At 68.4% G+C, this 21,191-nt stretch carries 18 protein-coding genes and 1 pseudogene; 5 read left to right on the top strand and 14 right to left on the bottom strand.

Annotated features, from left to right (window positions below):
- Positions 1 to 91 precede the first annotated feature (91 nt).
- The 6 genes from AC1DDH_RS02565 to AC1DDH_RS02540 form a co-directional block, all read right to left on the bottom strand.
- A complete protein-coding gene (locus tag AC1DDH_RS02565; protein WP_476954777.1) occupies positions 92 to 1,393 on the bottom strand; it encodes an RNA polymerase sigma factor in 1,302 nt (433 codons plus the stop codon).
- A 21-nt stretch (positions 1,394 to 1,414) separates the two neighbouring features.
- Positions 1,415 to 1,756, bottom strand: a complete 342-nt coding sequence (locus tag AC1DDH_RS02560) for a YciI family protein (protein ID WP_028277719.1) — start codon at positions 1,754 to 1,756, stop codon at positions 1,415 to 1,417.
- 114 nt (positions 1,757 to 1,870) lie between these two features.
- Complete coding sequence (locus tag AC1DDH_RS02555; protein WP_476850226.1) at positions 1,871 to 2,875, bottom strand: Ppx/GppA family phosphatase; 1,005 nt, start codon at positions 2,873 to 2,875, stop codon at positions 1,871 to 1,873.
- A gap of 92 nt (positions 2,876 to 2,967) precedes the next feature.
- Complete coding sequence (locus AC1DDH_RS02550; RefSeq protein ID WP_028277718.1) at positions 2,968 to 3,411, bottom strand: SseB family protein; 444 nt, start codon at positions 3,409 to 3,411, stop codon at positions 2,968 to 2,970.
- 115 nt (positions 3,412 to 3,526) lie between these two features.
- Positions 3,527 to 6,265, bottom strand: a complete 2,739-nt coding sequence (gene topA, locus AC1DDH_RS02545) for a type I DNA topoisomerase (RefSeq protein ID WP_476855534.1) — start codon at positions 6,263 to 6,265, stop codon at positions 3,527 to 3,529.
- Positions 6,266 to 6,501: 236 nt separating this feature from the next.
- Positions 6,502 to 7,203, bottom strand: a complete 702-nt coding sequence (locus AC1DDH_RS02540; protein WP_476855533.1) for an ArsR/SmtB family transcription factor — start codon at positions 7,201 to 7,203, stop codon at positions 6,502 to 6,504.
- 79 nt (positions 7,204 to 7,282) lie between these two features.
- Between AC1DDH_RS02540 and AC1DDH_RS02535 the strand changes: the two are divergent.
- A pseudogene (locus AC1DDH_RS02535) lies at positions 7,283 to 8,548 on the top strand (MFS transporter); the annotation flags it as partial.
- Between the two features lie 111 nt (positions 8,549 to 8,659).
- Here the strand turns inward: AC1DDH_RS02535 and AC1DDH_RS02530 are convergent.
- Positions 8,660 to 10,339 carry a DUF7059 domain-containing protein gene (locus AC1DDH_RS02530; RefSeq protein WP_476954776.1) on the bottom strand — a complete coding sequence of 560 codons (1,680 nt, stop codon included), beginning with the start codon at positions 10,337 to 10,339 and terminating at the stop codon, positions 8,660 to 8,662.
- 91 nt (positions 10,340 to 10,430) lie between these two features.
- On the bottom strand, positions 10,431 to 11,210 hold the full coding sequence (locus AC1DDH_RS02525; protein ID WP_476954775.1) for a MerR family transcriptional regulator: 780 nt from the start codon (positions 11,208 to 11,210) through the stop codon (positions 10,431 to 10,433).
- 192 nt (positions 11,211 to 11,402) lie between these two features.
- On the opposite strand from AC1DDH_RS02525, the gene AC1DDH_RS02520 reads away from it, so the two are divergent.
- Positions 11,403 to 11,861, top strand: coding sequence for a hypothetical protein (locus AC1DDH_RS02520; protein ID WP_223913613.1), 459 nt, complete (start codon positions 11,403 to 11,405; stop codon positions 11,859 to 11,861).
- A gap of 110 nt (positions 11,862 to 11,971) precedes the next feature.
- Positions 11,972 to 12,517: a DUF6023 family protein gene (locus AC1DDH_RS02515; protein ID WP_476872256.1), complete on the top strand. Its 546-nt coding sequence runs from the start codon at positions 11,972 to 11,974 to the stop codon at positions 12,515 to 12,517.
- 34 nt (positions 12,518 to 12,551) lie between these two features.
- Here the strand turns inward: AC1DDH_RS02515 and trhO are convergent, their stop codons facing one another.
- Positions 12,552 to 13,445 carry an oxygen-dependent tRNA uridine(34) hydroxylase TrhO gene (trhO, locus tag AC1DDH_RS02510; protein ID WP_028277710.1) on the bottom strand — a complete coding sequence of 298 codons (894 nt, stop codon included), beginning with the start codon at positions 13,443 to 13,445 and terminating at the stop codon, positions 12,552 to 12,554.
- 117 nt (positions 13,446 to 13,562) lie between these two features.
- Between trhO and AC1DDH_RS02505 the strand changes: the two genes are divergently transcribed.
- Together AC1DDH_RS02505 and AC1DDH_RS02500 are read left to right on the top strand one after the other, a co-directional pair.
- Entirely contained in the window at positions 13,563 to 14,255 is a 693-nt protein-coding gene (locus AC1DDH_RS02505; protein ID WP_223913610.1) for a GNAT family N-acetyltransferase, read from the top strand.
- 162 nt (positions 14,256 to 14,417) lie between these two features.
- Entirely contained in the window at positions 14,418 to 16,844 is a 2,427-nt protein-coding gene (locus AC1DDH_RS02500; protein ID WP_476855528.1) for a DEAD/DEAH box helicase, read from the top strand.
- A gap of 155 nt (positions 16,845 to 16,999) precedes the next feature.
- Here AC1DDH_RS02500 and AC1DDH_RS02495 read toward each other — a convergent pair whose 3' ends face one another.
- From AC1DDH_RS02495 to AC1DDH_RS02475, 5 genes are all read right to left on the bottom strand, one after another.
- The gene (locus tag AC1DDH_RS02495) at positions 17,000 to 17,476 is read right to left on the bottom strand and encodes an Rv3654c family TadE-like protein (RefSeq protein WP_476954902.1); all 477 of its coding nucleotides are present in this window, start codon (positions 17,474 to 17,476) and stop codon (positions 17,000 to 17,002) included.
- Positions 17,476 to 17,946, bottom strand: a complete 471-nt coding sequence (locus AC1DDH_RS02490; protein ID WP_476859265.1) for a TadE family type IV pilus minor pilin — start codon at positions 17,944 to 17,946, stop codon at positions 17,476 to 17,478. Before AC1DDH_RS02490 ends, AC1DDH_RS02495 begins: the two co-directional genes overlap by 1 nt.
- Complete coding sequence (locus AC1DDH_RS02485) at positions 17,943 to 18,269, bottom strand: DUF4244 domain-containing protein (protein WP_476850273.1); 327 nt, start codon at positions 18,267 to 18,269, stop codon at positions 17,943 to 17,945. Before AC1DDH_RS02485 ends, AC1DDH_RS02490 begins: the two co-directional genes overlap by 4 nt.
- A 250-nt stretch (positions 18,270 to 18,519) precedes the next feature.
- On the bottom strand, positions 18,520 to 20,226 hold the full coding sequence (locus AC1DDH_RS02480; protein WP_476954774.1) for a hypothetical protein: 1,707 nt from the start codon (positions 20,224 to 20,226) through the stop codon (positions 18,520 to 18,522).
- Between the two features lie 339 nt (positions 20,227 to 20,565).
- A complete protein-coding gene (locus tag AC1DDH_RS02475) occupies positions 20,566 to 21,177 on the bottom strand; it encodes a type II secretion system F family protein (protein WP_476954773.1) in 612 nt (203 codons plus the stop codon).
- Positions 21,178 to 21,191 lie beyond the last annotated feature (14 nt).

Here is a 21,191-nt window from a genome sequence, read left to right as displayed (position 1 = left end):
TGCTCCAGATCGCCCGGCCCTACTCTTTTAACCGGCGCGAACGGGCCCGCCACGGGGCGCGGCCCGGCCCAGGTTTCCAACCGTCTGCTTTCTAACCGTCTGCGGCCCCGCCGAACACCGGGCTGCGGAGCTTGCCTTCCAGGAACCGGCGTTCCGCGGCGCTGCCGGCAAGCGCCAGCGCCCGCCTGTAGCCTTCGGCGGCCTCCGGATAGCGGCGCAGCCGCACCAGGAAGTCGGCGCGGACGGCGTGGAAGAGGTAGTAGGTGTCCAGTCCCAGGCCCTCGACCGCCGCCAGCCCGGCAACGGGCCCGTGGAGCTCTGCCAGGGCCACGGCGCGGTTCAGCGCCACGACAGGACCCGGCGCGACGGCCAGAAGCTGGTCATACAACTGCAGGATCTGCGCCCAGTCGGTGTCCCCGGCGGCCGCGGCGTCGCTGTGGACGGCGTTGATCGCCGCCTGGAGCTGATACGGTCCCGGCCGGTTCCGGCGCAGGCACCGGCGCACCAGCTCACGGCCTTCGTCGGCCAGGGCGCTGTCCCAGTGCCCCCGGTCCTGGGCCGCGAGTAGCACCAGTCCCCCGTCGGGCGTGAATCGCGCCGCGCGGCGGGACTCGATGAGCAGCATCAGCGCCAGCAGTCCCGCCGCTTCCGGCTCGTCCGGCATCAGCGACGCCAACAGCCTGCCGAGCCGGATGGCTTCCGTGCAGAGCTCCGTACGTTCCGGGCCGTCGGCGGGGCCCGCGGTGTAGCCCTCGTTGAAGATGAGGTAGACCACCGCCAGCACCGATTGCAGCCGTTCGGGCAGGTCGGCGCCCTGCGGGACCCGGTATGGGACCTTGGCATCCCGGATTTTCGCTTTGGCCCGGACCAGCCGCTGCGCCATGGTCGCTTCCGGGACCAGGAAGGCCCTGGCGATTTCCGCCGTCGTCAATCCACCCAGAAGCCGCAGCGTCAGCGCCACCTGGGCGGACCCGGCCAGGGCAGGATGGCAGCACGTGAAAATCAGCCGCAAAGTATCGTCGTCCACGTCCTCGACCCCTGACTGCTCCGCCAGGAACTGCTCTTCGGCGGCCGGCGCGGGTCCGGCCCCGGACCGCGCCGCCGCGAGCAGGGCCGCCTGTGCGTGCTTGTCCTCGCGTGAGGCTTCCCGCCGCAGCCGGTCAATCGCCCGGTGCCGTGCCGTCGTGATGATCCAGCCAGCCGGGCTGGGCGGGATACCGGCCGAGGGCCAGTGCTGGACCGCCGCGGCAAAAGCATCCTGGACGGCGTCCTCGGCAATATCGATGTTCCCGAACGTCCGCATCAGAACGGCTACGGCGCGGCCGTACTCGCGCCGGAACACCCGGGCGATGTCCGCCTCGGTCGCTGCCTCATGTCCACGGCGCTCACCCACACCAGCACCCCCGACCGGCGGCTAGTGCTGGAACGGACGGACTTCGACGGGAAGTGTGGTGGCGCCGGCCAGCTTCCTTGCCCAGCCAAGGGCCGCGTCCAGATCCTCGGCCTCGATCACGGTGAATCCGCCGAGGTGCTCCTTGCCTTCGGTGAACGGCCCGTCGGTCACCAGGATCTCGCCACCGTTGGGCCGCAGGACTGTCGCGGACTCCGCCGGGTGGAGACCCGCGGCGAACACCCAGGCCCCCGCCGCCTGCATTTCATGGTTCAGGGCCGCCAGGTCACGCATGATGGGTTCGAGGAACTCAGGGTCCGGGGCAGGGCCGTCCGGCTGGTAAATGCTGAGCAGGTACTGCGTCATTTCGGGTGCCTCCTTGTCGAATCGGCCGGCGCCGTGCCGGCCTCTCAGCACTTACACGATCAAGGACGCTCCGGATCGACACAGTCTCGACACCCGCCGCTGGCCCAAGCCGTCTCAGAGAGCCTTTTCCGGCGACTGAAGCCGCGCCGGCGGTTGCTCTGCCACATGCGGCGGGGGATCGATCGGCCCCTCAAACACCAGCTGGTCCAGGCGGCGGAGGATGAGTCCTTCACGCAGGGCCCACGGGCAGGTCACCATGCTGTCGAACTTGAACATTTCCAGTGCCGCTTCCGCGACGAGGGCGCCGGCGAGGACCTGCGGCGCGCGGGCCTCGGAGACGCCGGGCAGGTGGAGCCTGTCCCCTATCTCCATGGCCGAGATCCGCTGCGCCCAGAGCCCGAGGTCGAGGGCCAGCAGCTCCCGCTTGACGTAGGGCCCGGCGCCGCTCGGGGCGGCCCCGGCAATCCTGGCGAGGGACCGGAAAGTTTTGGACGTGCCCGCGACGAGGTTGGGCGGGCCCAGCTTCTCGAATTTGCGCACCGCGGGTTTGAGCGTGGAGCGGATGTAGCGGCGCAGCTCCTTGATGCTCTTGGCCGAGGGCGGGTCCTCGGGCAGCCAGTCGCGCGTCAGCCGGCTGGCGCCGAGCGGAACGGACATCGCCAGCTCGGGCAGCTCGTCCTGTCCGAGGGCCATCTCGAAGGAGCCGCCGCCGATGTCCAGGTTCAGGATGGGCCCGGCACCCCAGCCGTACCAGCGCCGGACGGCGAAGAAGGTCATGGACGCCTCTTCGCTGCCCGTGAGCTCCCGGAGGGTGACGGTGGTTTCATGTTTGACGCGGGCCAGGACGTCAGCGCCGTTGGTGGCCTCGCGGATGGCCGAGGTGCAGAACGCGAGGAGGTCGTCGGCTTTGTGCTTGGCCGCGAATTCCCACGCCTCGAGGACGAACTCGACCAGTTCATGCTGCCCGTCGTCGTCGATGTTGCCGTCGTCGTCGAGGTACTGCACGAGCGACAGCCGCCGCTTATGCGAGGCGTAGGGGACCGGGCGGGCGCCGGGATGGGCGTCGACCAGCAGGAGATGGACAGTGTTGGACCCGATGTCGAGGACGCCTAGACGCATGCTGCCATTATTCCCCCCACGGAGCGGCCGGCCTAGCTGCGACGGCGGTATTCGCGAAGAATACCGCCGTCGCAGTCTGGCCGAATACGGGCCTAAGCCGGATCGGCAGTGCCGTCAGCGGGCTCGTCCGTCGGCTTGAAGTCGCGGCGGATGTTGGCCACGCCCTCCGGGTCGATTTCAAAACCGTAGGCGGCGCCGGGGTTGATCACCATGCCGAGCTCGGCGCCGAGGTTACCGATGATCGCGGCGCCCTGCGTGCCCAGCACGTTCGGGGCGGCGGCGAGATACTGCTCGGTGACGCGGCTCGGGTGCGAGAAAACGGCCAGAACGGGCTTGCCGGAGGAGTTGGCGAGGACCAGCGGCTCCACCTGCGAGTCGGGGCCCTCGAGGGCGTCGGAGCTGACCACATAGACCTCGTTGTTGAGGAAGGCCAGGATCACGTCCACCGGGTTGGCGTCCGGCTGCTCCCCCCGGGCGAGCTGCTCCTCGAGTTCGTTCAGCGGCTGGTTGTCCAGGTGTGCGGGCTGTTCAGTCATATTCCTACTCGATCACGTCCACGGCCCGTCCGCAAACGCGAAATCGTCGGAAACCTGCGGATTCGCCGGTATTTTCCGGCGAATCGGCAGGTTTCCGGCGATTTCGGCGTGCTGCCTACTTCTTGGCCGGGGCCTTCCGTGCGGGCGCCTTGCGGGCCGTCGTCGTGCGCTTGACCGGGCCCTTGGCCCGCTTCTCCGCGAGGAGTTCGACGGCGCGTTCCCGGGTCAGCTCCTCGATCGAGGTGGTGCGCGGCACGGTGATGTTGGTGATGCCGTCGGTGATGTACGGGCCGAACCGGCCTTCCTTCACCACGATGTTCTTCTCCGAGACCGGGTCCGGTCCGAATTCGGCCAGCGGCGGCACGGCGGCACGGGCGCCGCGCTGCTTGGGCTGCGAGTAGATCTCCAGCGCCGCCTCGAGCGTGATCGTGAAGATCTCCTCTTCGGAGCCGATGGAGCGGGAGTCCGTGCCCTTCTTCAGGTACGGGCCGAACCGGCCGTTCTGCACAGTGATCGGGTTGCCGTCGGCGTCCTGGCCAAGCACGCGGGGCAGGCTCATGAGCTGCAGCGCCTCGTCCAGCGTGATGGTGTCCACGCTCATGGACGCGAACAGGGACCCGGTGCGCGGCTTGGCCTTGACGGGCTTCTTCGGCGGCTTGGGCTTGCCGTTCTTGTAGTACTCAACGGGCTGGTTGGCCAGCTGTTCCTCGGTCATCTCCGGGATGATCTCGGTGACGTAGGCGCCGTAGCGGCCGTTCTTGGCCACGATCGTGTGCCCGGTGTGCGGGTCCGCGCCGAGGACGCGCTCCTCCGGGGCAGCGGTCTCCATGAGTTCAACGGCTTTGGCGGCCGTGAGCTCGTCCGGGGCCAGGTCCTCGGGGACGTTGGCGCGGGCCGCCTCAACCACTTCGCCGGTCTCGGGATCCACAGTCGCGGTGGAGCTTTCCAGGTACGGGCCGAACTTGCCGACCCGGAGGGTGATCGCGTCCGTGATGGGGATGGAGTTGATCTCACGGGCATCGATCTCGCCGAGGTTGTTCACGATGCTCAGCAGGCCGGGCTCGGAGTCCTCACCGAAGTAGAAGTGCTTGAGCCACGCGGGTCCGGCCGCCTGGCCGTTGGCGATCTTGTCCAGGTCCGCTTCCATGTCGGCCGTGAACTCGTAGTCCACGTAGTCGTGGAAGTGCTGTTCGAGGAGCCGGATCACGGAGAACGCGATCCAGCTCGGGACCAGCGCGGAGCCCTGCTTCCGGACGTAGCCGCGGTCCTGGATCGTAGAGATGGTGGAGGCATAGGTCGACGGGCGGCCAATGCCCTTCTTTTCCAGCTCCGCAGTCAGCGAGGCTTCGGTGTAGCGCGGCGGCGGCGAGGTTTCGTGGCCGACGGCGACAATGTCGCTGGCAGTGAGCGCGTCGTCCTTGGCCACGTTGGGCAGCCGGCGTGCTTCCTCGGACTCGTCGTCGCCGCGGCTTTCGTCCTTGCCTTCTTCGTAGGCGGCGAGGAAGCCGGGGAAGGTGATGACGGTGCCCGACGCCGAGAACTCGGCGTCGCGGCGGTCGGCCGGGTCACCAACGGTGACGGCGCCGAGACGGATCGTGGCGGTGGAGCCCTTGGCATCAGCCATCTGCGAGGCGACCGTGCGCTTCCAGATGAGCTCGTAGAGGCGGAATTCGTCGCCGGAGAGCTGCTGGGCCACCTGGGCCGGGGTGCGGAAGGAGTCGCCGGCGGGACGGATGGCCTCGTGGGCTTCCTGCGCGTTCGCTGCCTTGCCGCTGTAGACCCGCGGCGACTGCGGCACGTACTCGGGGCCGTACAGCTCGGAGGCCTGGCGCCGGGCGGCCGTGACGGCCTCGTTGCTCAGCGCGGACGAGTCCGTACGCATATAGGTGATGTAGCCGTTTTCGTAGAGCCGCTGGGCCACCTGCATCGTGCTCTTCGAGGAGAAGCGCAGCTTGCGGCCGGCCTCCTGCTGCAGGGTGGAGGTGGTGAACGGTGCCGCCGGGCGGCGGGTGTACGGCTTGGTGTCGACGGAGCGGACGCGGAAGTCGGCGTCCTGCAGCCCCGCCGCGAGCGAGGTGGCGAGTTCCTCGTTGAGGTGGACGGCGTTGCGGGAGGTGAGCTCGCCGTTGTCGTTGAAGTCCCGGCCGCTGGCGACCTTGGCGCCGTCGACGGCGGCGAGCTTGGCTTTGAAGGAGCCGGCGCCGGCGCCGAACTGGCCGGTGAGGTCCCAGTAGGAGGCGGCCTTGAAGGCCATCCGCTCGCGTTCGCGGTCCACCACCATGCGGGTGACGACGGACTGCACACGGCCGGCGGAGAGGCCACGGGCCACCTTGCGCCACAGCACCGGGGAGATCTCATAACCGTAGAGCCGGTCCAGGACGCGCCGGGTCTCCTGGGCGTCCACCAGGTCCTGGTCGACATCGCGCAGGTTGTCCATGGCGCGGTGGATGGCTTCCTTGGTGATTTCACCGAAGGTCATCCGGTAGACGGGAACCTTGGGCTTGAGCACTTCCAGCAGGTGCCACGCGATGGCCTCGCCCTCGCGGTCCCCATCGGTTGCGAGATAGAGAGCGTCGGCGTCTTTGAGCTGCGCCTTGAGCTCGGCGACCTTCTTCTTCTTGTCCGAGGACACCACGTAGTAAGGCTTGAAGTCGTTGTCGATGTCGACGGCGAACTTGCCCAGCGGGGTCTTCTTCAGTTCCGCGGGGAGCTCCGAGGGCTGCGGGAGGTCGCGGATGTGACCGATGGAGGCCTCCACAATGAAGCCTTCGCCGAGGTACTTGGCGATGGTCTTGCTCTTGGCGGGAGACTCCACAATCACGAGTTTCTTGCCGGTTTTGGCCTTGCTTGGCACGGTGCTCCTACAGAAAAAGGTGGCTCGGGCAGATGCGCCCATACCCGCCTAGTTCACCATATTTTGCAGAATCCCGCGCATCCGGCCGGAAATGACGGCCCGGCGGATGCGGCTTCCGGCCGCAATAGGGCCACGTGCCGGCCGGCCCCTGAGCGCACTCCGGATGCGGTTCAGCGCCGTGCCCGCGACCGGTTCAGGCCTTCCCGGCGGCGGGCTCAGCCCTCCCCGGCGGCGGCTCAGCCCTTGCCGGCGGCGGGCTTGACGGGGGCGGGTTTTGCGGCGGCGGGTTTTGCGGCGGCCGCCGGGCCGCGGTCGTCCGGAATCATCGACCACATCGTGGCCATGCGTTCGGCACCTTCGGGCAGGTGGTCCGGATCCTCCAGTTCGTAGTCCCGCAGCAGGTCGAAGATCCGCCGCGTCAGTTCGGCCCGCTGGTCCGGCGTCAGGTACAGCAGATTGCTGGCCAGTACTACCGAGGACGGCCCGTCGGCGGTGTCGCCGCTCTCGCGCCGGGCGTTGCGGGCCGTGGCGTAGGCACGGACCCGGCGGCGGTAGGCGTCGAGCTCGAGGTCCAGGACGGCGAGCTCGGGGCTGGCCACTCCCCCCAGCGAGTGGATGGTGAAATCTGTACCGGCGGCCTGCCAGCGCCGCTCCCGGGCATCCCCCGCGGTGGCGGCGGGAATCACGATGCCCCACTTCTGCAGTGCCCGCAGGTGGTAGCTCATGGCACTGGGAGTCAGCCCGGTCTGCGCGGCAAGCTCGGTGGCCGTCCGGCTCACCTGCGTGGAATACAGCTCGGAAATGACCTCCAGCCGGGCGGCGTGGGCCAAGGCACGGATCGCCTTCGGGTCGGTGATTTCCACTTGCTTCTCCGGACGGTGCCGGCGCCTGGTGGCCGGCGGAGCCATTGACTCCGCCGTCGGGGTTTCTGCGTTCACTCCTCCAGTGTATCCAGCCCCGCCAAACTATGAAAGAAATGCTTGACATTTGTTTTGCCGCCGGACTAGGTTCCTTTTTATGAAACATACACTTCATAAATTGCCGGCATCCGCAGCCGGCGTGCCGCCCCTGTGGCGCAACCGCGACTTCCTGATTGCCGGCACCGCCCGGTTCGTGGCGACGGCGGGGATGGGCGCCGTCGTCGTCAGCGTGATGCTGCATCTGCAGAACGCGGCCGCCGCCGGCGAAACTCCTGTCGCCGGGCCCTGGCTCGTGGCCGCGTACCTGCTGTGCTCAGCGCTGCCGCTGGTCCTCCTGGCCCCGTGGGCCGGCCGGCTCGCCGACACCATGGATTCGCGCACGCTGGCGACGGCGAGTTCGGCGGTCAGCGCCGCCGCCGTCGCCGGCATGGGGCTTGGCATGCAGTACCTGGAGAACTATCTGCCCGTGCTGTTTGCCATGACGTTCCTGCTCGACGCGGCCCAGTCCGTGGCCAGCCCCACCTGGCAGGCCCTGCTGCCGCGGATCGTCGGAGAGGACCGCACCCCCCGGGCCATGGGGACCATGCAGGCGACCATCATGATCGCGGGGATGGCAGGACCCGCCGCGGGCGGCCTGCTCAGCGGCTGGGGCGGGACCGGGCTGGTGTTCACCGTGGCCAGCGGCTGCTACGTCGCCATGGGGCTGGGCGCGCTGCTGATCCGGACCCGTCGCGGCACGGCGGCCGAACGTGCCGGCCAGGCGAAGCCCGCGCTGCTGGACGGGCTGCGCCTGATCCGCCGGGACAGCCTGGTCTGGGCCCTGGTCCTGGGGGCGATGTTCTTCATCGTCGTCGGCGAAGCCACCAACGTGCTCGAGGTGTTCCTGGCCCGCAACGAGCTTGGCGCCACCGAAATCCAGTACGGCCTCCTGTCCGCAGCCTTCGGCCTCGGCATGGCGGCCGGGGCCGCGATGGCCGGCAGGATCAGGACGCCGCGGGTCCGCCTGCGCGTGCTGCTGACCGCCATGACCGGAGCCTCGGCGTGCCTGGTCCTCACCGGGATGGTCCCGAGCGTGGAACTGCTTTTTGCGGCCTACACAGGGACGGGAGTGGCCTGCGGCGTCCTGAACGCCTGTTTCGGGGCCATCGCGATCCTGCGGATTCCGGAAAGCGGGCGCGGCCAGGCGATGGCGATTGTCGGCGGGATGACGCGTGCCGTCTCCATTGGCGCGCTGGCCCTGGGCGGTCTCCTGGGCGCCCTGGTGCCGGTCCGCGTCAGCTTCGTGCTCACCGGCGCCGTCGGGGCCCTGGTGGCCCTCGCCCTCACGGCGTACGTCCTGCCGCGGTTCGGCCGGGAGGACTCCGCCGCCAACACTCCAGCGGCGGCCAAGGCGGCGGCCGGGGCAGCGGCGTACGCGGCGTTGCCGGCCAAGGCCGCGGCCGAACCGTTGTTGGCGGGCACGGCCGCGACGGTATCAGGCAGGCAGCAGGAAGCCGTCGCGGACGAGGTTCCCGACTTCCTCGAGCAGGCCGGCGCGGAACTCCGCGCTGCCAAACCCCTCGTAGCCGCCCAGCAGCGCCTCGAGGGCGCCGATGATCTGACCGACGGACAGGTCGCCGTCGCACGCTGAGACCAGGCCCGCCAGCTCGGTACTGAGCAGGTTGGTGCGGCGCAGCCCGGCACCCTGCCGCAGCAGGATGACGCCGGGGTGTTCCGCACCGGGGCGCTGGTGCCGTTCTTCGGTGACGTCCTCCGCGACCAGCAGGTGGGCGGCGGCCAGATCATGGCCGGCCAGCCAGTCGGCACGCTCGACGGCGGCGCCCAGGTGTGGCCCTACCGGCTGCTCGATCGGGTAGGTGATCTCCTCGAAGCGCGACAGGACCCGCCCGGCGCCGTCGGCAGGCCTTCGCAGCCAGATCATGCCGAAGCCGATTCCGGCCACATTGCGCGAGGCGAAGTCGTCCAGGTAGGCCGCGTACGAGTCCTCGTAGAGCCGGCGGTCGCGGCTTTCCGAGGCGTCCTGCAGCCAGGTCTCGGCGTACTGCTCGGGGCCCACCTGCTCGCGCTGGATGAACCAGACGTCGGTGGCCGGGCCGACCCAGCTCTGGGGCCGGTCGGCCCAGCCGGCGCCGGCCGTGATCTCCCAGTTGCCCAGAAGCTGGGCCGTTCCGCCCGGGGCAAGGACCGAGGGCAGCACACGGACCAGCGAGGACACAATCTCGTCCCCCGGCAGGCCGCCGTCGCGGTACGTGAACTGGTCCGTGGCGGTCTCGCCCAGGCTGCGGGGGGTGATGACGAAGGGCGGGTTGGAGACCACCAGCTCGAACTCCTGCCCCGCGACGGGGTCCAGCAGGGATCCGAGCCTCAGGCTGACGCGGGCGTCAAGGTCGGCCGGGTCCAGGTGCAGCTCGGCGGCGTTGAGCAGCAGGTTGAACCGGGTAAACGCCAAGGCGCGTTCGGAGATGTCCGTGGCTGTCACGTGCTCGGCGTGGTGCAGCAGGTGGAAGGTCTGGATCCCGCAGCCGGTGCCGAGATCGAGGGCCTTGGCAACATGGCGGCGGGCGGTGACCTGGACCAGGGTGGTGGAGGCCTGCCCAATCCCCAGGACATGGTCGTGACGAAGAACGCCGGCGCGCTGGTGGGCCGCGAGGTCGCTGGCCACCCAGAGGTCTGCTCCGCCGGCGCTGGTCCCGTCTTCCCCCACTGTCGGGTCCCAGCCGTACGGCCTGAGGTCCACCCTGGCCTGGACCAGGTCCCCGCCCGCAGGCTCCACGAGCCCAAGTTCCACCAGCCCCTTGGTACGGATGCCGGGGAGGGCGGCGTCGAGCGTCGCCGCGGGCTGCGGCTCGGACAGAAGCCAGAGACGCACGACGACGGCGAGCGCCGCCGCCGCCGGCTCCCCGAGGGAACGCCCGGTGACGATCAGGGCCGGGATGAGCTGGTCCCGGCCCAGGGCCGAGTGCGCGGCCTCGCCGAGCAGCTCCGCAACCCCGTCCACGGTGTAGCCAATCGCACGCAGGTCCGCGGCCAGGGCCTCGAGGAGGCCGGCGAGGTCGCTGCGCGGAGCGTCCGGGGTGTTGCCGGCCGTGAACGGGGCTGCGGGAGCCTGCGTTGAACGGGAGGGTGCGGCGGGGCCTTGCGCTGAGGAAGTCACCGGACAAGTTTAGTCCGGGGGCCGGGCCCGGGGGTGGGACCTGGGTTGGCCCCGTCAGCGCCGGGGCTGGGCTTGGGGCGTGCGGGTCCGGCTAGAGCTCGTTCTCGGCATAGATTTTCAGCGCGTCCCGGACGAAGGCGGCGCCGTCCTCACCGCCGTAGTTGGCGGCGAACCTGGGATCGGCCACGTACATCTCGCCGAGCCCCGTCACGTACCCCTTGATGCCACCACCTGCCGCCGGGCTGCCGCCCGCTGCGGGTGACGCCGGCGTGCCGGGGATTCCCCTGAGCCATTCGACGTGGCGCCGGGCCAGGTCCTGCGCCTGCGCGCTGTCCGCCGGGGCTCCCGACGCCGCAGCAGCCGTCCACTCGGCACCGAGCTGCCGGGACTGTTCCGTCCAGGCAGCCTTCTCCCCGGCCCCCATGCTGCGCCACCAGGCGTCGGACTTTGCATAGGCGTCCTTGCCCCACCGCTGCTGGACTTCCTCCTGGTACTTGGTGTGGTCGAAACCGTCGAACATTTCCTCCGCCATGATCTTTCCTCCCGTTTGCAATGCCTCAATGGTGTGACGGACCGCGGCAATCTGCCGCCCCAGCCTGTCCTGTTCCTGCAGCAGCCACGCCAGGTGCCGGCCCAGTGCATGATCCGCGTCCGCCTCGTTGCCGAGCACGTCCGCGATCGCCGGCAGCCCGAGCCCCAGGTCGCGCAGGAGCAGGATCCGCTGCAGACGGACCAGGGATTCCTGGCCGTAGTACCGGTAGCCGTTGTTGCCGGTGCGGCTCGGCCTGAGCAGGCCAATGTCGTCGTAGTGACGCAAAGTCCGGCCGGTGGTGCCGGCCAATTTCGCGACCTGCTGAACGGACCAGTCCATGCCTCCACCCTTCTGCTCCTTCGAGGCCCGCGTTCCTCGGACCCCCCGCTGTTACCGTGCCGACCGGCTGCTGCCGGCCGTCGCTTCGACTCTAAACTTTGACGCAGCGTCAAAGTCAAGGGCCCGCAGGGATAGGGCGCCCGGGACGTCGGCGCGGCCGGAGGGGAGCCTGCGAGACGGTAAGTTTGAGGCATGGTTTTCCCTTCCTCCCACGTCCCGGCCGCCCGCCTGGCAAGGCGGACGCTCAGCGGCGTGGCCGCCGCCGTCGTCGTACTGGCTGCAGCGGCATGTTCCCCGGCCGGTTCGATTGAGGGCGCCGATGTCCCGGCGTGGAAGGCCACCGCGCTGCCCTCCGCCCCGGGAACAGTGCTGGAGGATGCCGGAAAAATCCTGAACCGGGATCCGATCGTCCGGACCGCGTCCGGCGTTCCCGCCGGCACCTACACCTTGACCATGACCTGCGACGGCGGCGGGAAGGCGTTCTTCGCCGTCAGCCTGGACGGCAGCCAGCTCGCCGAAGCCGGAGCCGCCTGCAACGGCAGCCGCGAAACCGCCCGCATCAAAGTGCCCGCCGCGGGCAAGGTCACGCTCAGCACGTCCAGTGTGGATGCCCCGCTTCTCTACGCGTACCACCTGGCGTCGTCCGAGTAGCACCCGCCGCAGCCCGGTTCGTGGCGTCCGGCCCGGCGCCCCCTGAAGGCCTGTCCGACCCGGACCTTTGGCCTCTGGCGTTTGATTCCGGGCCGCCCTAATCTCAGGGTATGCCAACTGTGCCGGCGAGCAGGGTGCCGCGACGGCGCACCCCGGCGGCCGCCGTGGTGCTTTCAGTTGCGGTATTTCTCGGGGCAGCCCTGTCCGGCTGCGCCTATGAATACAGCGCCGACCACTGGGACGATGAATCGACCTCCGCTGCCCCGCCGCCGACCACTGACGCCGCCCTGCCCCAGGACCCCCATCTCAACGAGCCGGTGACGGGCGAGGAACTGGATGACTGGGTCGATGCCGTACTGCCCGACGCCGAGGGGCAGGTCTTCCAGACGGGTTTCGGGACGCTGGAGGCGGACGAGGAGCGCAAGGAGACTACAGCCCAGCTGCCCAAGGGTACTTACGCCCTGACCCTGGCCTGCCGGAGCACCCGCCGCGTGTCCTTTTCCATCGAGAACGGTGAGAACGAACTCGTGGACCTGAGCCTCCGGTGCGGGACGTCCAGGGTGAACGTGGTGCAACTGGCCGCAGATGCGTCGCTCTCCATCAAAGTGGATGCGAACGCACCGGCAAACTTTGCGTACCGGGTGAGCCGCATCTGAGGGTTCCCGGCCGGCCGAATGTCCGGCTCGCGCCTCAGGCGGCGCAGCCCTCGGGGCACCGCAGGGTATCGGGGCTCGCGGCGCACCCGGCGCAATAGAGCGTCAGGGTCCGGCAGGACGGATTCGAGCAGTTTTCGAACTTGCTCGTGGGTGCCGAGCAGCGGACGCACTCGCCGATCGTCTTGGCGTCCCCGCTGAACTCGACGTGCATGCGCTTGTCGAACACATACAGTGAGCCCTCCCACAGGCCCTGGTCCTTGAAGGCCTCGCCGTAGCGGACAATGCCGCCGTCGAGCTGGTAGACCTCCTTGAACCCGCGGTTCACCATGAGGCTCGACAGCACCTCGCAGCGGATGCCGCCGGTGCAGTAGGTGACAACCGGTTTGTCCTTGAGGGCGTCGTATTTGCCGGAGTCGAGTTCCTTGATGAAGTCGTGGGTGGTGGCGACATCGGGAACGACGGCGTCCTTGAACTTGCCGATCTGGGCCTCGAACCCGTTCCGGCCGTCGAAGAACACGACTTCGTCGCCCTGCTGTTTCTTGGCTTCAATGAGTTCGTGGAGTTCCTCGGGTTTGAGGTGGGTTCCGCCGCCCACCACTCCGCCGGCGTCGACTTTGAGTTCGCCCGGGGCGCCGAAGGAGACGATTTCGTCCCGCACCTTGACGCTGAGCCGCGGGAAGTCCGCCGCGCCGCCATCGGACCACTTCACGTCGATGCCCTGGAAGCCCTTGTACTCGCGCGTGGTTTTGACGTACTGCTTCACGGCGTTCAGTTCTCCGCCGACCGTGGCGTTGATGCCGTCCTTGGAAAGGATGATGCGGCCGGTTAGTCCGAGTTTTTCGCACAGGGCGCGCTGCCAGAGCCGGACGGCGTCCGGGTCAGGCAGGGGGGTGAATCCGTAAAAGAGGACAATCCTGTTCAAAGCCACGCTTTTAAGGGTACTTGCTGGGGCGGGCGGCCGGGCGACAGTCACAATTGGATAAGCAAGCGGCTTCCCCCGACCCGGCCCCTGTTGCTTGTGGCACTGCTGGAATACGCTCATCACATGAGTCTTGACGCCATGGTTGAAGACACCACTCACCTGCTGGAAATCTGGGTTGCCGGATGGGCCGGCTGCCGCGGATATGAGACGCGCAGGGAGGGCAGGTTCCCCGCGGCCTTTCGCGGTGACACCACCCACGAATGGGAGTACTTCGCCTACGATCCGTCCGACGCGGAGTTCGAGGCGCTGGCGGCAAAGACGGCCGAAGCGCCGGCCCGGGTCCTCACCATCCTCACCAACGATGTGGCCCGATTCACCATACTGGGGCAGCGGAATGGGCTGCATGTCACCTCGGCCTCCCAAACCATGATGATCGTGGACATGGAGACCCAGGATTCGGAGGACCCCTGGCTTTCGGATGACGACCTCAGGCTCGAGACGTCCCGGACCGACGGCGTCCACCACGCGGTGGTCAGCGCCGGCGAGGACGTCGCCGCGAGCGGACGCGTGTTTGTGGTGGGACATACCGCCATCTTCGACAACATCGTGACGTCAGAGGCTTACCAGCGGCGGGGGCTGGGCAGCTTCATCATGAAGGCCCTGGCAGCCCAGGCGTTCGAACACGACGTCGACTCCGGGCTGCTGCTCGCCTCGCTGGACGGCCAAAAACTCTATTCGCACCTCGGCTGGCGCGAGGTGTGCCACGTCCTGATGTTGTCGACGTCCGACGAAGGGGCCGACCTGTCCGTGGGCTGAGGCGCCGCGAGCGCCGGCCGTCCGGCGGGCCTGCGCCCGGGGCAACGCGTTTGCCGGGCAGCCGCGCCGAAGCCACCGCGCGAAGCCGCAGCGCCTGCCGGGCTGCGTGCCGGGCTGAGTGCCGGGCATGGGCGATTTGAGGGCGGATGAAAGAATATGTGAGTGAACCCGCATGAGTCCCTGATTCCGTTGCTGGGCCGAGGTCCGGACCCGGAACAGCTGCGTCATGTGCGGACGATCCCCGCCCGCCAGGCCGTCAATGCGCCGTGGCCACAGTGGTCGCACCCGGATCTCGTGGCAGCCTACGGTTCCCTGGGCATCCACGAGCCCTACCTTCACCAGGTCCGGGCCGCCGAACTGGCCCACGGCGGAGAGAACGTGGTCATCGCCACCGGCACCGCGTCCGGCAAGTCCCTGGCGTATCAGCTGCCGGCCCTGGACGCGATCCACCGTTCCGAGCTCAGGGTCCTGTCCGATCCCGGGAAAATCCACGACGACGGGGCCGTGACCCTCTACCTGTCCCCGACCAAGGCGCTCGCCGCCGACCAGCTCGCAGCGATCAGGGCACTGAAGCTCCCCACAGTCCGGGCCGAAACCTACGACGGCGACACCGATCCCGCGTCCAGGCGCTGGATCCGGGACCACGCGAACTTCATCCTCGCCAACCCGGACATGCTGCACTTCGGCATTCTCCCGAACCATGCCTGGTGGGCCAGGTTCTTCCGGCGCCTCCGCTACGTGATCGTGGACGAAGCCCACAGCTACCGCGGCGTCTTCGGCTCCCATGTGGCAAACCTCATGCGCCGGCTGCGTCGGATCTGTGCCTACTACAGCCCGGGCGGCTCGCATCCCGGACCGGTGTTCATCGCGGCGTCCGCCACGGCGTCTGAACCCGGGCAGTCCTTCGGCCGGCTGATCGGCGCGCCCGTGCGGGCCGTTTCCGAAGACAGTTCGCCCCACGGGTCTACGACGGTGGCGTTTTGGGAGCCGGCACTGACCGAACTCCGGGGCGAAAACGGTGCCAAGGAGCGCCGGACTGCAGTCGCCGAGACCGCCGACCTGCTGGCCAACCTGGTGTCCTCCCGGACCAGGACCATTGCGTTCATCAAGTCCAGGCGCGGGGCAGAGTCGATTTCCTCCATCGCCAAACGCCTCCTCGACGAGGTGGATCCCAGCCTGCCCCAGCGTGTGGCCGCGTACCGCTCGGGCTATCTGCCGGAGGAGCGGCGGGCCCTGGAAAAGGCGCTGCGCTCCGGTGAACTGTTGGGCGTCTCGAGCACGTCCGCGCTGGAGCTGGGCATTGACATTTCCGGTCTCGATGCAGTCCTGGTCGCAGGCTGGCCGGGCACCCGCGCGTCGTTGTTCCAGCAGATCGGCCGCGCGGGCCGCGCCGGCCAGGACGCGATCGCGGCCTTCGTGGCCAGCGACGACCCGCTGGACACCTACTTGGTGAACCACCCCGAGGCGATTTTCGACGTGTCGGTGGAGGCCACGGTCTTCGATCCCTCCAATCCATACGTTCTGGGCCCCCACCTGTGCGCCGCCGCCGCGGAACTGCCCCTCGGGTTCGCCGAACTGGAGCTCTTCGGGGCCACCGCTGAGAAGCTGCTGGACCGCCTGGTCCTGCAGGGCTACCTGCGCAAACGGCCGGCAGGATGGTTTTGGACCCATCCGCAAAATGCCGCAGCCATGGTGAACCTCCGGGCCGACGGCGGAGGTCCGGTGAGCATAGTGGACGCGGAGACGGGCTCCTTGCTCGGCACCATGGATTCGCCGCAGACCCATTACCAGGCCCACACAGGGGCCATCTATGTCCACCAGGGCGACAGCTACGTGGTCGAAGACCTGAATGAGGACGATCACTGTGTGGTGGTGCGGCGGGCGAACCCGGACTACTACACGACCGCCCGGGACGTGACCCAGATCGAGGTCCTTGAAACGCAACGCACCACCCAATGGGGCGATGTGGCCGTGCATTTCGGCGATGTGAAAGTGACAACACAGGTGGTCTCCTTCCAGCGCAAGGCGTTAATTTCGAACGAGATCCTCGGCGAAGAACCCTTGGAATTGGGCGCCAGGGACCTGTTTACCAAGGCGGTCTGGTTTGTCATGGACAACCGCTCGCTGACCGGCGCTGGGCTGATCGAGGCACAGTTCCCCGGAGCGCTGCATGCTGCCGAGCACGCGGCCATCGGACTCCTTCCGCTGGTGGCCTCCAGCGACCGCTGGGACATCGGCGGAGTGTCCACGGCCATCCACGCCGATACCGGAGTGCCCACCATCTTTGTCTACGACGGCCATCCCGGCGGGGCCGGCTTCGCCGAACGCGGATACGACAAGGCGAGGTTGTGGCTGACCGCCACGCGCGACGCCATCAAGGCCTGCGAATGCGAGTCCGGCTGCCCCTCCTGCGTCCAGTCACCCAAGTGCGGCAACAAGAACAACCCGCTCGACAAGGACGCTGCCGTCACACTGATCGATGTGCTGCTCCAAGACGCCACCGACCTCATGCACGCCGGCAATCCCGGAACAACGGCCGCCGCGGCCGGGACCCCGGACGATCAGCCCGCCCAGCCGCTCCGCGCCTGACCACGTCTCAGCGGCCGGTTCGTGGGCGGCGGCCGGCAGGTTCGGAGCCGGGGCGGCAGGGCGGTACGTTCGTGTGAGCCGGGCGGCGGCAGGGCTGCACGCCAGGCCGCAGACGGATTCGCAGCTTCTGGCGACGGCCGGAGTTGGTGCATCTTTCACGGTGCCTGCCCGTTCCCGGCCGCAGGGGGCGGTCCGGCCCTGGCCAGTCCCGTGGCCGCCCCGAGGAACGGTCCGGCGCTGAACTCGGTGCGCACCTGAACGGTGTCGTCCGGTCCTTCGGCACAGGCAGCCAGAGTGGCGTTGTTCTTCAGCGCGACCTCTCTAGCCACAGCGCAGGGCTCGCCGGACGTGATGCCCCGCGCGGCATCCGCCGCAGCCAGCGCCGCCAGATCGGCGGCCGCCGCAGCCCTCGATGCCGCGACGGCCGATTCGGCCAAAAGCAGCAGCAGGGCCAACGCCATGATGACCACCAGCCCGAGTCCCAGGGCCAGGACGGTCCCCGACCCCCGATCTGAAGACGTACACCGGTGCCGGGCGTGGGCGGGTTTCGGGCTCCGGGGTCGCGGCCCGCGGGCACGGACACGGACACGGACAGGTGCAAGTGCAGGCGCAGGCGCAGGCGCAGGCGACATCATGTGCCGCCTTGCCACGGGGAACGGGAGACGCCTTTCAGTTCGGGCTCGTCCAGCCCGGGCCGTTGTGCCGCGCCGGGAGCCTCCGCACGCGCCCACGCGCTGGCGCTGAGGGCCCAGGGAACCAGGGAGCCAACGGCCCCGGGGACCCGGCCGGAAACGGTGACCCTGTGCCACTCGCCGTCGTGCGTCACCTCGGAGTCCGCCGCGTCGCCGGCGAGACGGCGGACAATCTCACCGACTTCGCCTGCCGCGGCTCCCCTCGCCACCGCCCGGGCACCGCCGCGGGCCGCTTCCTCAACCCGCAGCTGCATCACCCCGGCCGCCGAACCCGCGAGCAGCACGGAGAGCAGGAGAACGACCGAGGGCAGCGCGACGGCGAACTCAGCAGTGACGGCCCCGCGGCACTCCCCCGTCGGCGGCGGCTCCCCCCGGCCGCCGCTCCCCCGGGCGCGCCAGAGTCCGTTCATGGCAACGTGAGCGCCGTCCGGATGAGGTTCAGGAGGAACCCGCGGACCTCATCGCTGCGCATGATGAACACGAGGACCCCGGCGAAACCCACGGCGGCCAGGGTTGCGATGGCATATTCAGCGGTAGCCATTCCCGCCTGCGCGGCCGGCGGCCCTGTGCGGCCCCGCGGTTGAACGGGAACAACCGAGCTGGCGCCGGGGTAGATCTCATAGACCTCCGCAACGCCGCCCTCCCCTGCTTCAATGCGACGTGCAGCGGGAGTGTCCTGATTTGTTGACATCTGCTTTCCTTCCACGGGACACCGGCGTGATCGCCGGCTGATTCGACTCTCCCGGCTTGCACGTCGCGCCATAAGCCCCGATGGCAGCTAAGTGGAAAACGTGCCCGAAGATGCCGTCGTGGCGGCCTGTGGAGGAGAAGTGTCTGGCCCATTCCGGGCGGCCAACGGCCGCCAAACGCAAAGCCCTGGTCCGCCGGCGTTTCGCCCGGGCCAAGACAAGGCTGAACCCGAGGGGCTGCGGTCCGCACTGCGACGACAGCCCCTCGGGTTCAGTTGGTGGTCACCCGCGTTCCTAAGGCAGGAAGTATCCCGCGAGGTCGGCGATGAGGTGTGAGGATCCGGAGGACCGGTTGAACAACGTCACCTTTCCGTCTGAGCCGACGGGGACCGAGACCAGGTTCGGCACAGTCTGTCCGGCGGAGAAGTTCAGGTTGGACGCGTCCGGACGGGTGGAACCGGAGGGGTAGGCGGTGATGTAGCCGATGGACTGGGGCGACACGACCGTCAGGTTGAAGACAGCCGCCAGGACGCTCGAGGGGATGCCGTTGGCGCCGGCAATCTGGAAGGACACCGTGGAGTCCGGGCGAACAGCCGTTGCGTTTCGGGTGTCGAGGATCCTGGATGGACCCGTGGCCTTGAACGCACCGGTGGCTGACGGCGTGCCGCCGAGGTAGTAGCCGGCAACGTCTGCGATCAGGTGCGAACGTCCGAACGAACGATTGAGCAGTGTGACTTTTCCGTCTGGACCGATGGGGACCGTGACCAGGTTCGGCACTGTCTGTCCGGCGTTGAAGTTGAGGTTAGACGCGTCCGGACGCGCCGAGCCCGAAGCATAGGCCGTAATGTAGCCGATCCTAGTTGGCTCGGTCACTGTGAGGTTGAAGACCACAGCAGCGGCAGTTGCCGGTATGCCGTTGGTCCCCGCAACCTGCAGGGACACGGTGGAATCCCCTGCAAGCGCCGTCGTGGACCGGGTGTCCAGCAGCCGCTTTGGCGCGAGGCTTTGGAAGGCACCCGGCGTCGCTGGCGTCCCCGTGACGTAGTAGCCGGTGACATCGGCGATGAGGTGGGTTGTGCCGGAGGATCTGTTGAACAGCGCCACTTTTCCGTCCGCACCCACCTTGACCGTTACCAGGTTGGGCACGTTTTGGTTGGCACGGAAGTTCACATTGGATGCATCCGGCTTTGTTGTCCCGGAGGGGTAGGCGGTGATGTAACCAATGGATTTTGCTTCAGTGACGGTCAGGTTGAAGACGACCGCCGCGACATTTGCCGGGATCCCATTAGCCCCTGCAACCTGGAAGGAGACGGCCTTATCGGCACCCACCGGCACCGTTTTCCGGGTGTCGAGGAACCGTTGTGGGGCAATCGGGGCAAACGTTCCGGGCAGCTGGGCGGCCGCCTTTCCGGCCTTGATAACGACGTCGTCAATGAAGCTGTCGCCTGCCTGCCGCCGGTGTTCGGCACCGAGTTGCATCTTGGTGACCGCGGTAAAGCCCGTGGCGATCTGCTTGCTGGAATACAGGAGTTTGCCGTCGAAGATCACCTCGACCGTGGAGGAGGCCCCATTTGCGACGACGTGCGTGACGATATGGTGCCAGGTGCCGAGAGGGACATTGACTTTCATCGGGGTGTATCGGAGGGTTCCGTCGGGCGCCGCGACCCGCAGCCACATCGGGCCGACGCCGCCGTTGGATCGGTAGACGTCTATGAACCGGGTAGTCCCGTTGAAGAAGCGGAAGTACGGGACGTTGTTGCCGGCGACGCCCTCTTTGGTGATGTTGAACCAGCCGTCGGCGTAGACCTCATTGTTTCCGGCAGGAAGTGGTGCGGAAAAATTGGCCACCGACCCGGCATCCGTGGTGACGTGAACAAAGGCTGAGCAGCGGCCCGAGTGCTGCTGGGCCGAGGAGACATCGGCAGTGCCTGTCCCCGCGGTGAATGCGGCGGCGAAGCCTGCGGTGGTGAGGCTTCCGGACTCGAAGTTCGTGGCAATCACCGTTGTGCCAGGGTATTGGTTGGTCGGTTGGGGTGCTCCCGGCTGACAGGTCGGTACGGCGGCGGACGCCGGACTGGCACCGACCGCCAAACCGGTCAACACTAGTAGGTTGAGCGCTGCAATCACGCCCGCTTTATACAGTCGAATCATTGATCTGCCCCCCTGGCATGGCTCCCAGTTAGTACGAGACCCCAGATACTCCGGGATTCGAGGCGCCAAGGAGGTGCTGTGAGAAGCCGACGCACGAGACCGCTCATACTCCGACGGTGCCTGCCCCAAAGGTATCCCCCAGCAACTTGAATAAACCTTGGGCCCGGGGTGATCCCCGGGCTGCCGGCATCACGCCCGAAGCAGCCCCAGGAGCACGGGCACGATGCCGAGGCAGACGAAAGCCGGCAGGGAGCACAGGCCCAGCGGCACCACGAGCTTCACCCCGAGCGCGGCCGCGCGCTGCTCGGCGGCCCTGTTGCGTTCACGGCGGAGCCGGGCCGCCTGGGCATAGAGGAGCGCTGAGGAGGGGGCGCCGGTAAGCGCGGCGAAGGAAAGAGCGTCGCGCAGGGCCTGAAGTTGGGGCGCCCGGGCACCGGAGCTGCGCCATGCCGTGCCCCAGTCCGCACCGATTGCGAGGGCTGACACAACCGGCCGAAGCTGCAGCCCGAGTTCCGGTGGCATGAGGGCGGCCACGAGGTCGAGGGACCGGCCAAGTCCGGCTCCCGCATCCAGCATGGCACCGATCAGTTCCAGCATCATGGCGGTGTCCCGCAGGCCCGGGAGGCCGTGACGTCCGTGCCGGCCGGCGTCGTGGACCGTCGGGCGCCGGCCGGCCCCGCCGGCAGGGGCCCGAAGCTGGCGCCGGAGCCGCCGGCGGACACGGCCCGGGCGGGCGAGGACGACTGCGGCTGCCCCGGCAAGGCTCGCTGCCATCACGAATCCGGCAAGTTCGGGCCTCACTGCGACCACCGCGG

This window comes from Arthrobacter sp. 10T425, assembly GCF_056393985.1.
This window is presented reverse-complemented; position numbering and strand designations above follow the sequence as displayed.

Bases quoted from the DNA above. Each gene is read 5' to 3' on its own strand.
- AC1DDH_RS02560 (WP_028277719.1), bottom strand. From the start codon at position 1,756: ATGACGCAGTACCTGCTCAGCATTTACCAGCCGGACGGCCCTGCCCCG.
- AC1DDH_RS02490 (WP_476859265.1), bottom strand. From the start codon at position 17,946: ATGAACGGACTCTGGCGCGCCCGGGGGAGCGGCGGCCGGGGGGAGCCG.
- AC1DDH_RS02520 (WP_223913613.1), top strand. From the start codon at position 11,403: ATGGTTTTCCCTTCCTCCCACGTCCCGGCCGCCCGCCTGGCAAGGCGG.
- AC1DDH_RS02555 (WP_476850226.1), bottom strand. From the start codon at position 2,875: ATGCGTCTAGGCGTCCTCGACATCGGGTCCAACACTGTCCATCTCCTG.
- AC1DDH_RS02495 (WP_476954902.1), bottom strand. From the start codon at position 17,476: ATGTCGCCTGCGCCTGCGCCTGCGCCTGCACTTGCACCTGTCCGTGTC.
- AC1DDH_RS02525 (WP_476954775.1), bottom strand. From the start codon at position 11,210: ATGGACTGGTCCGTTCAGCAGGTCGCGAAATTGGCCGGCACCACCGGC.
- AC1DDH_RS02515 (WP_476872256.1), top strand. From the start codon at position 11,972: ATGCCAACTGTGCCGGCGAGCAGGGTGCCGCGACGGCGCACCCCGGCG.
- AC1DDH_RS02505 (WP_223913610.1), top strand. From the start codon at position 13,563: ATGAGTCTTGACGCCATGGTTGAAGACACCACTCACCTGCTGGAAATC.
- AC1DDH_RS02550 (WP_028277718.1), bottom strand. From the start codon at position 3,411: ATGACTGAACAGCCCGCACACCTGGACAACCAGCCGCTGAACGAACTC.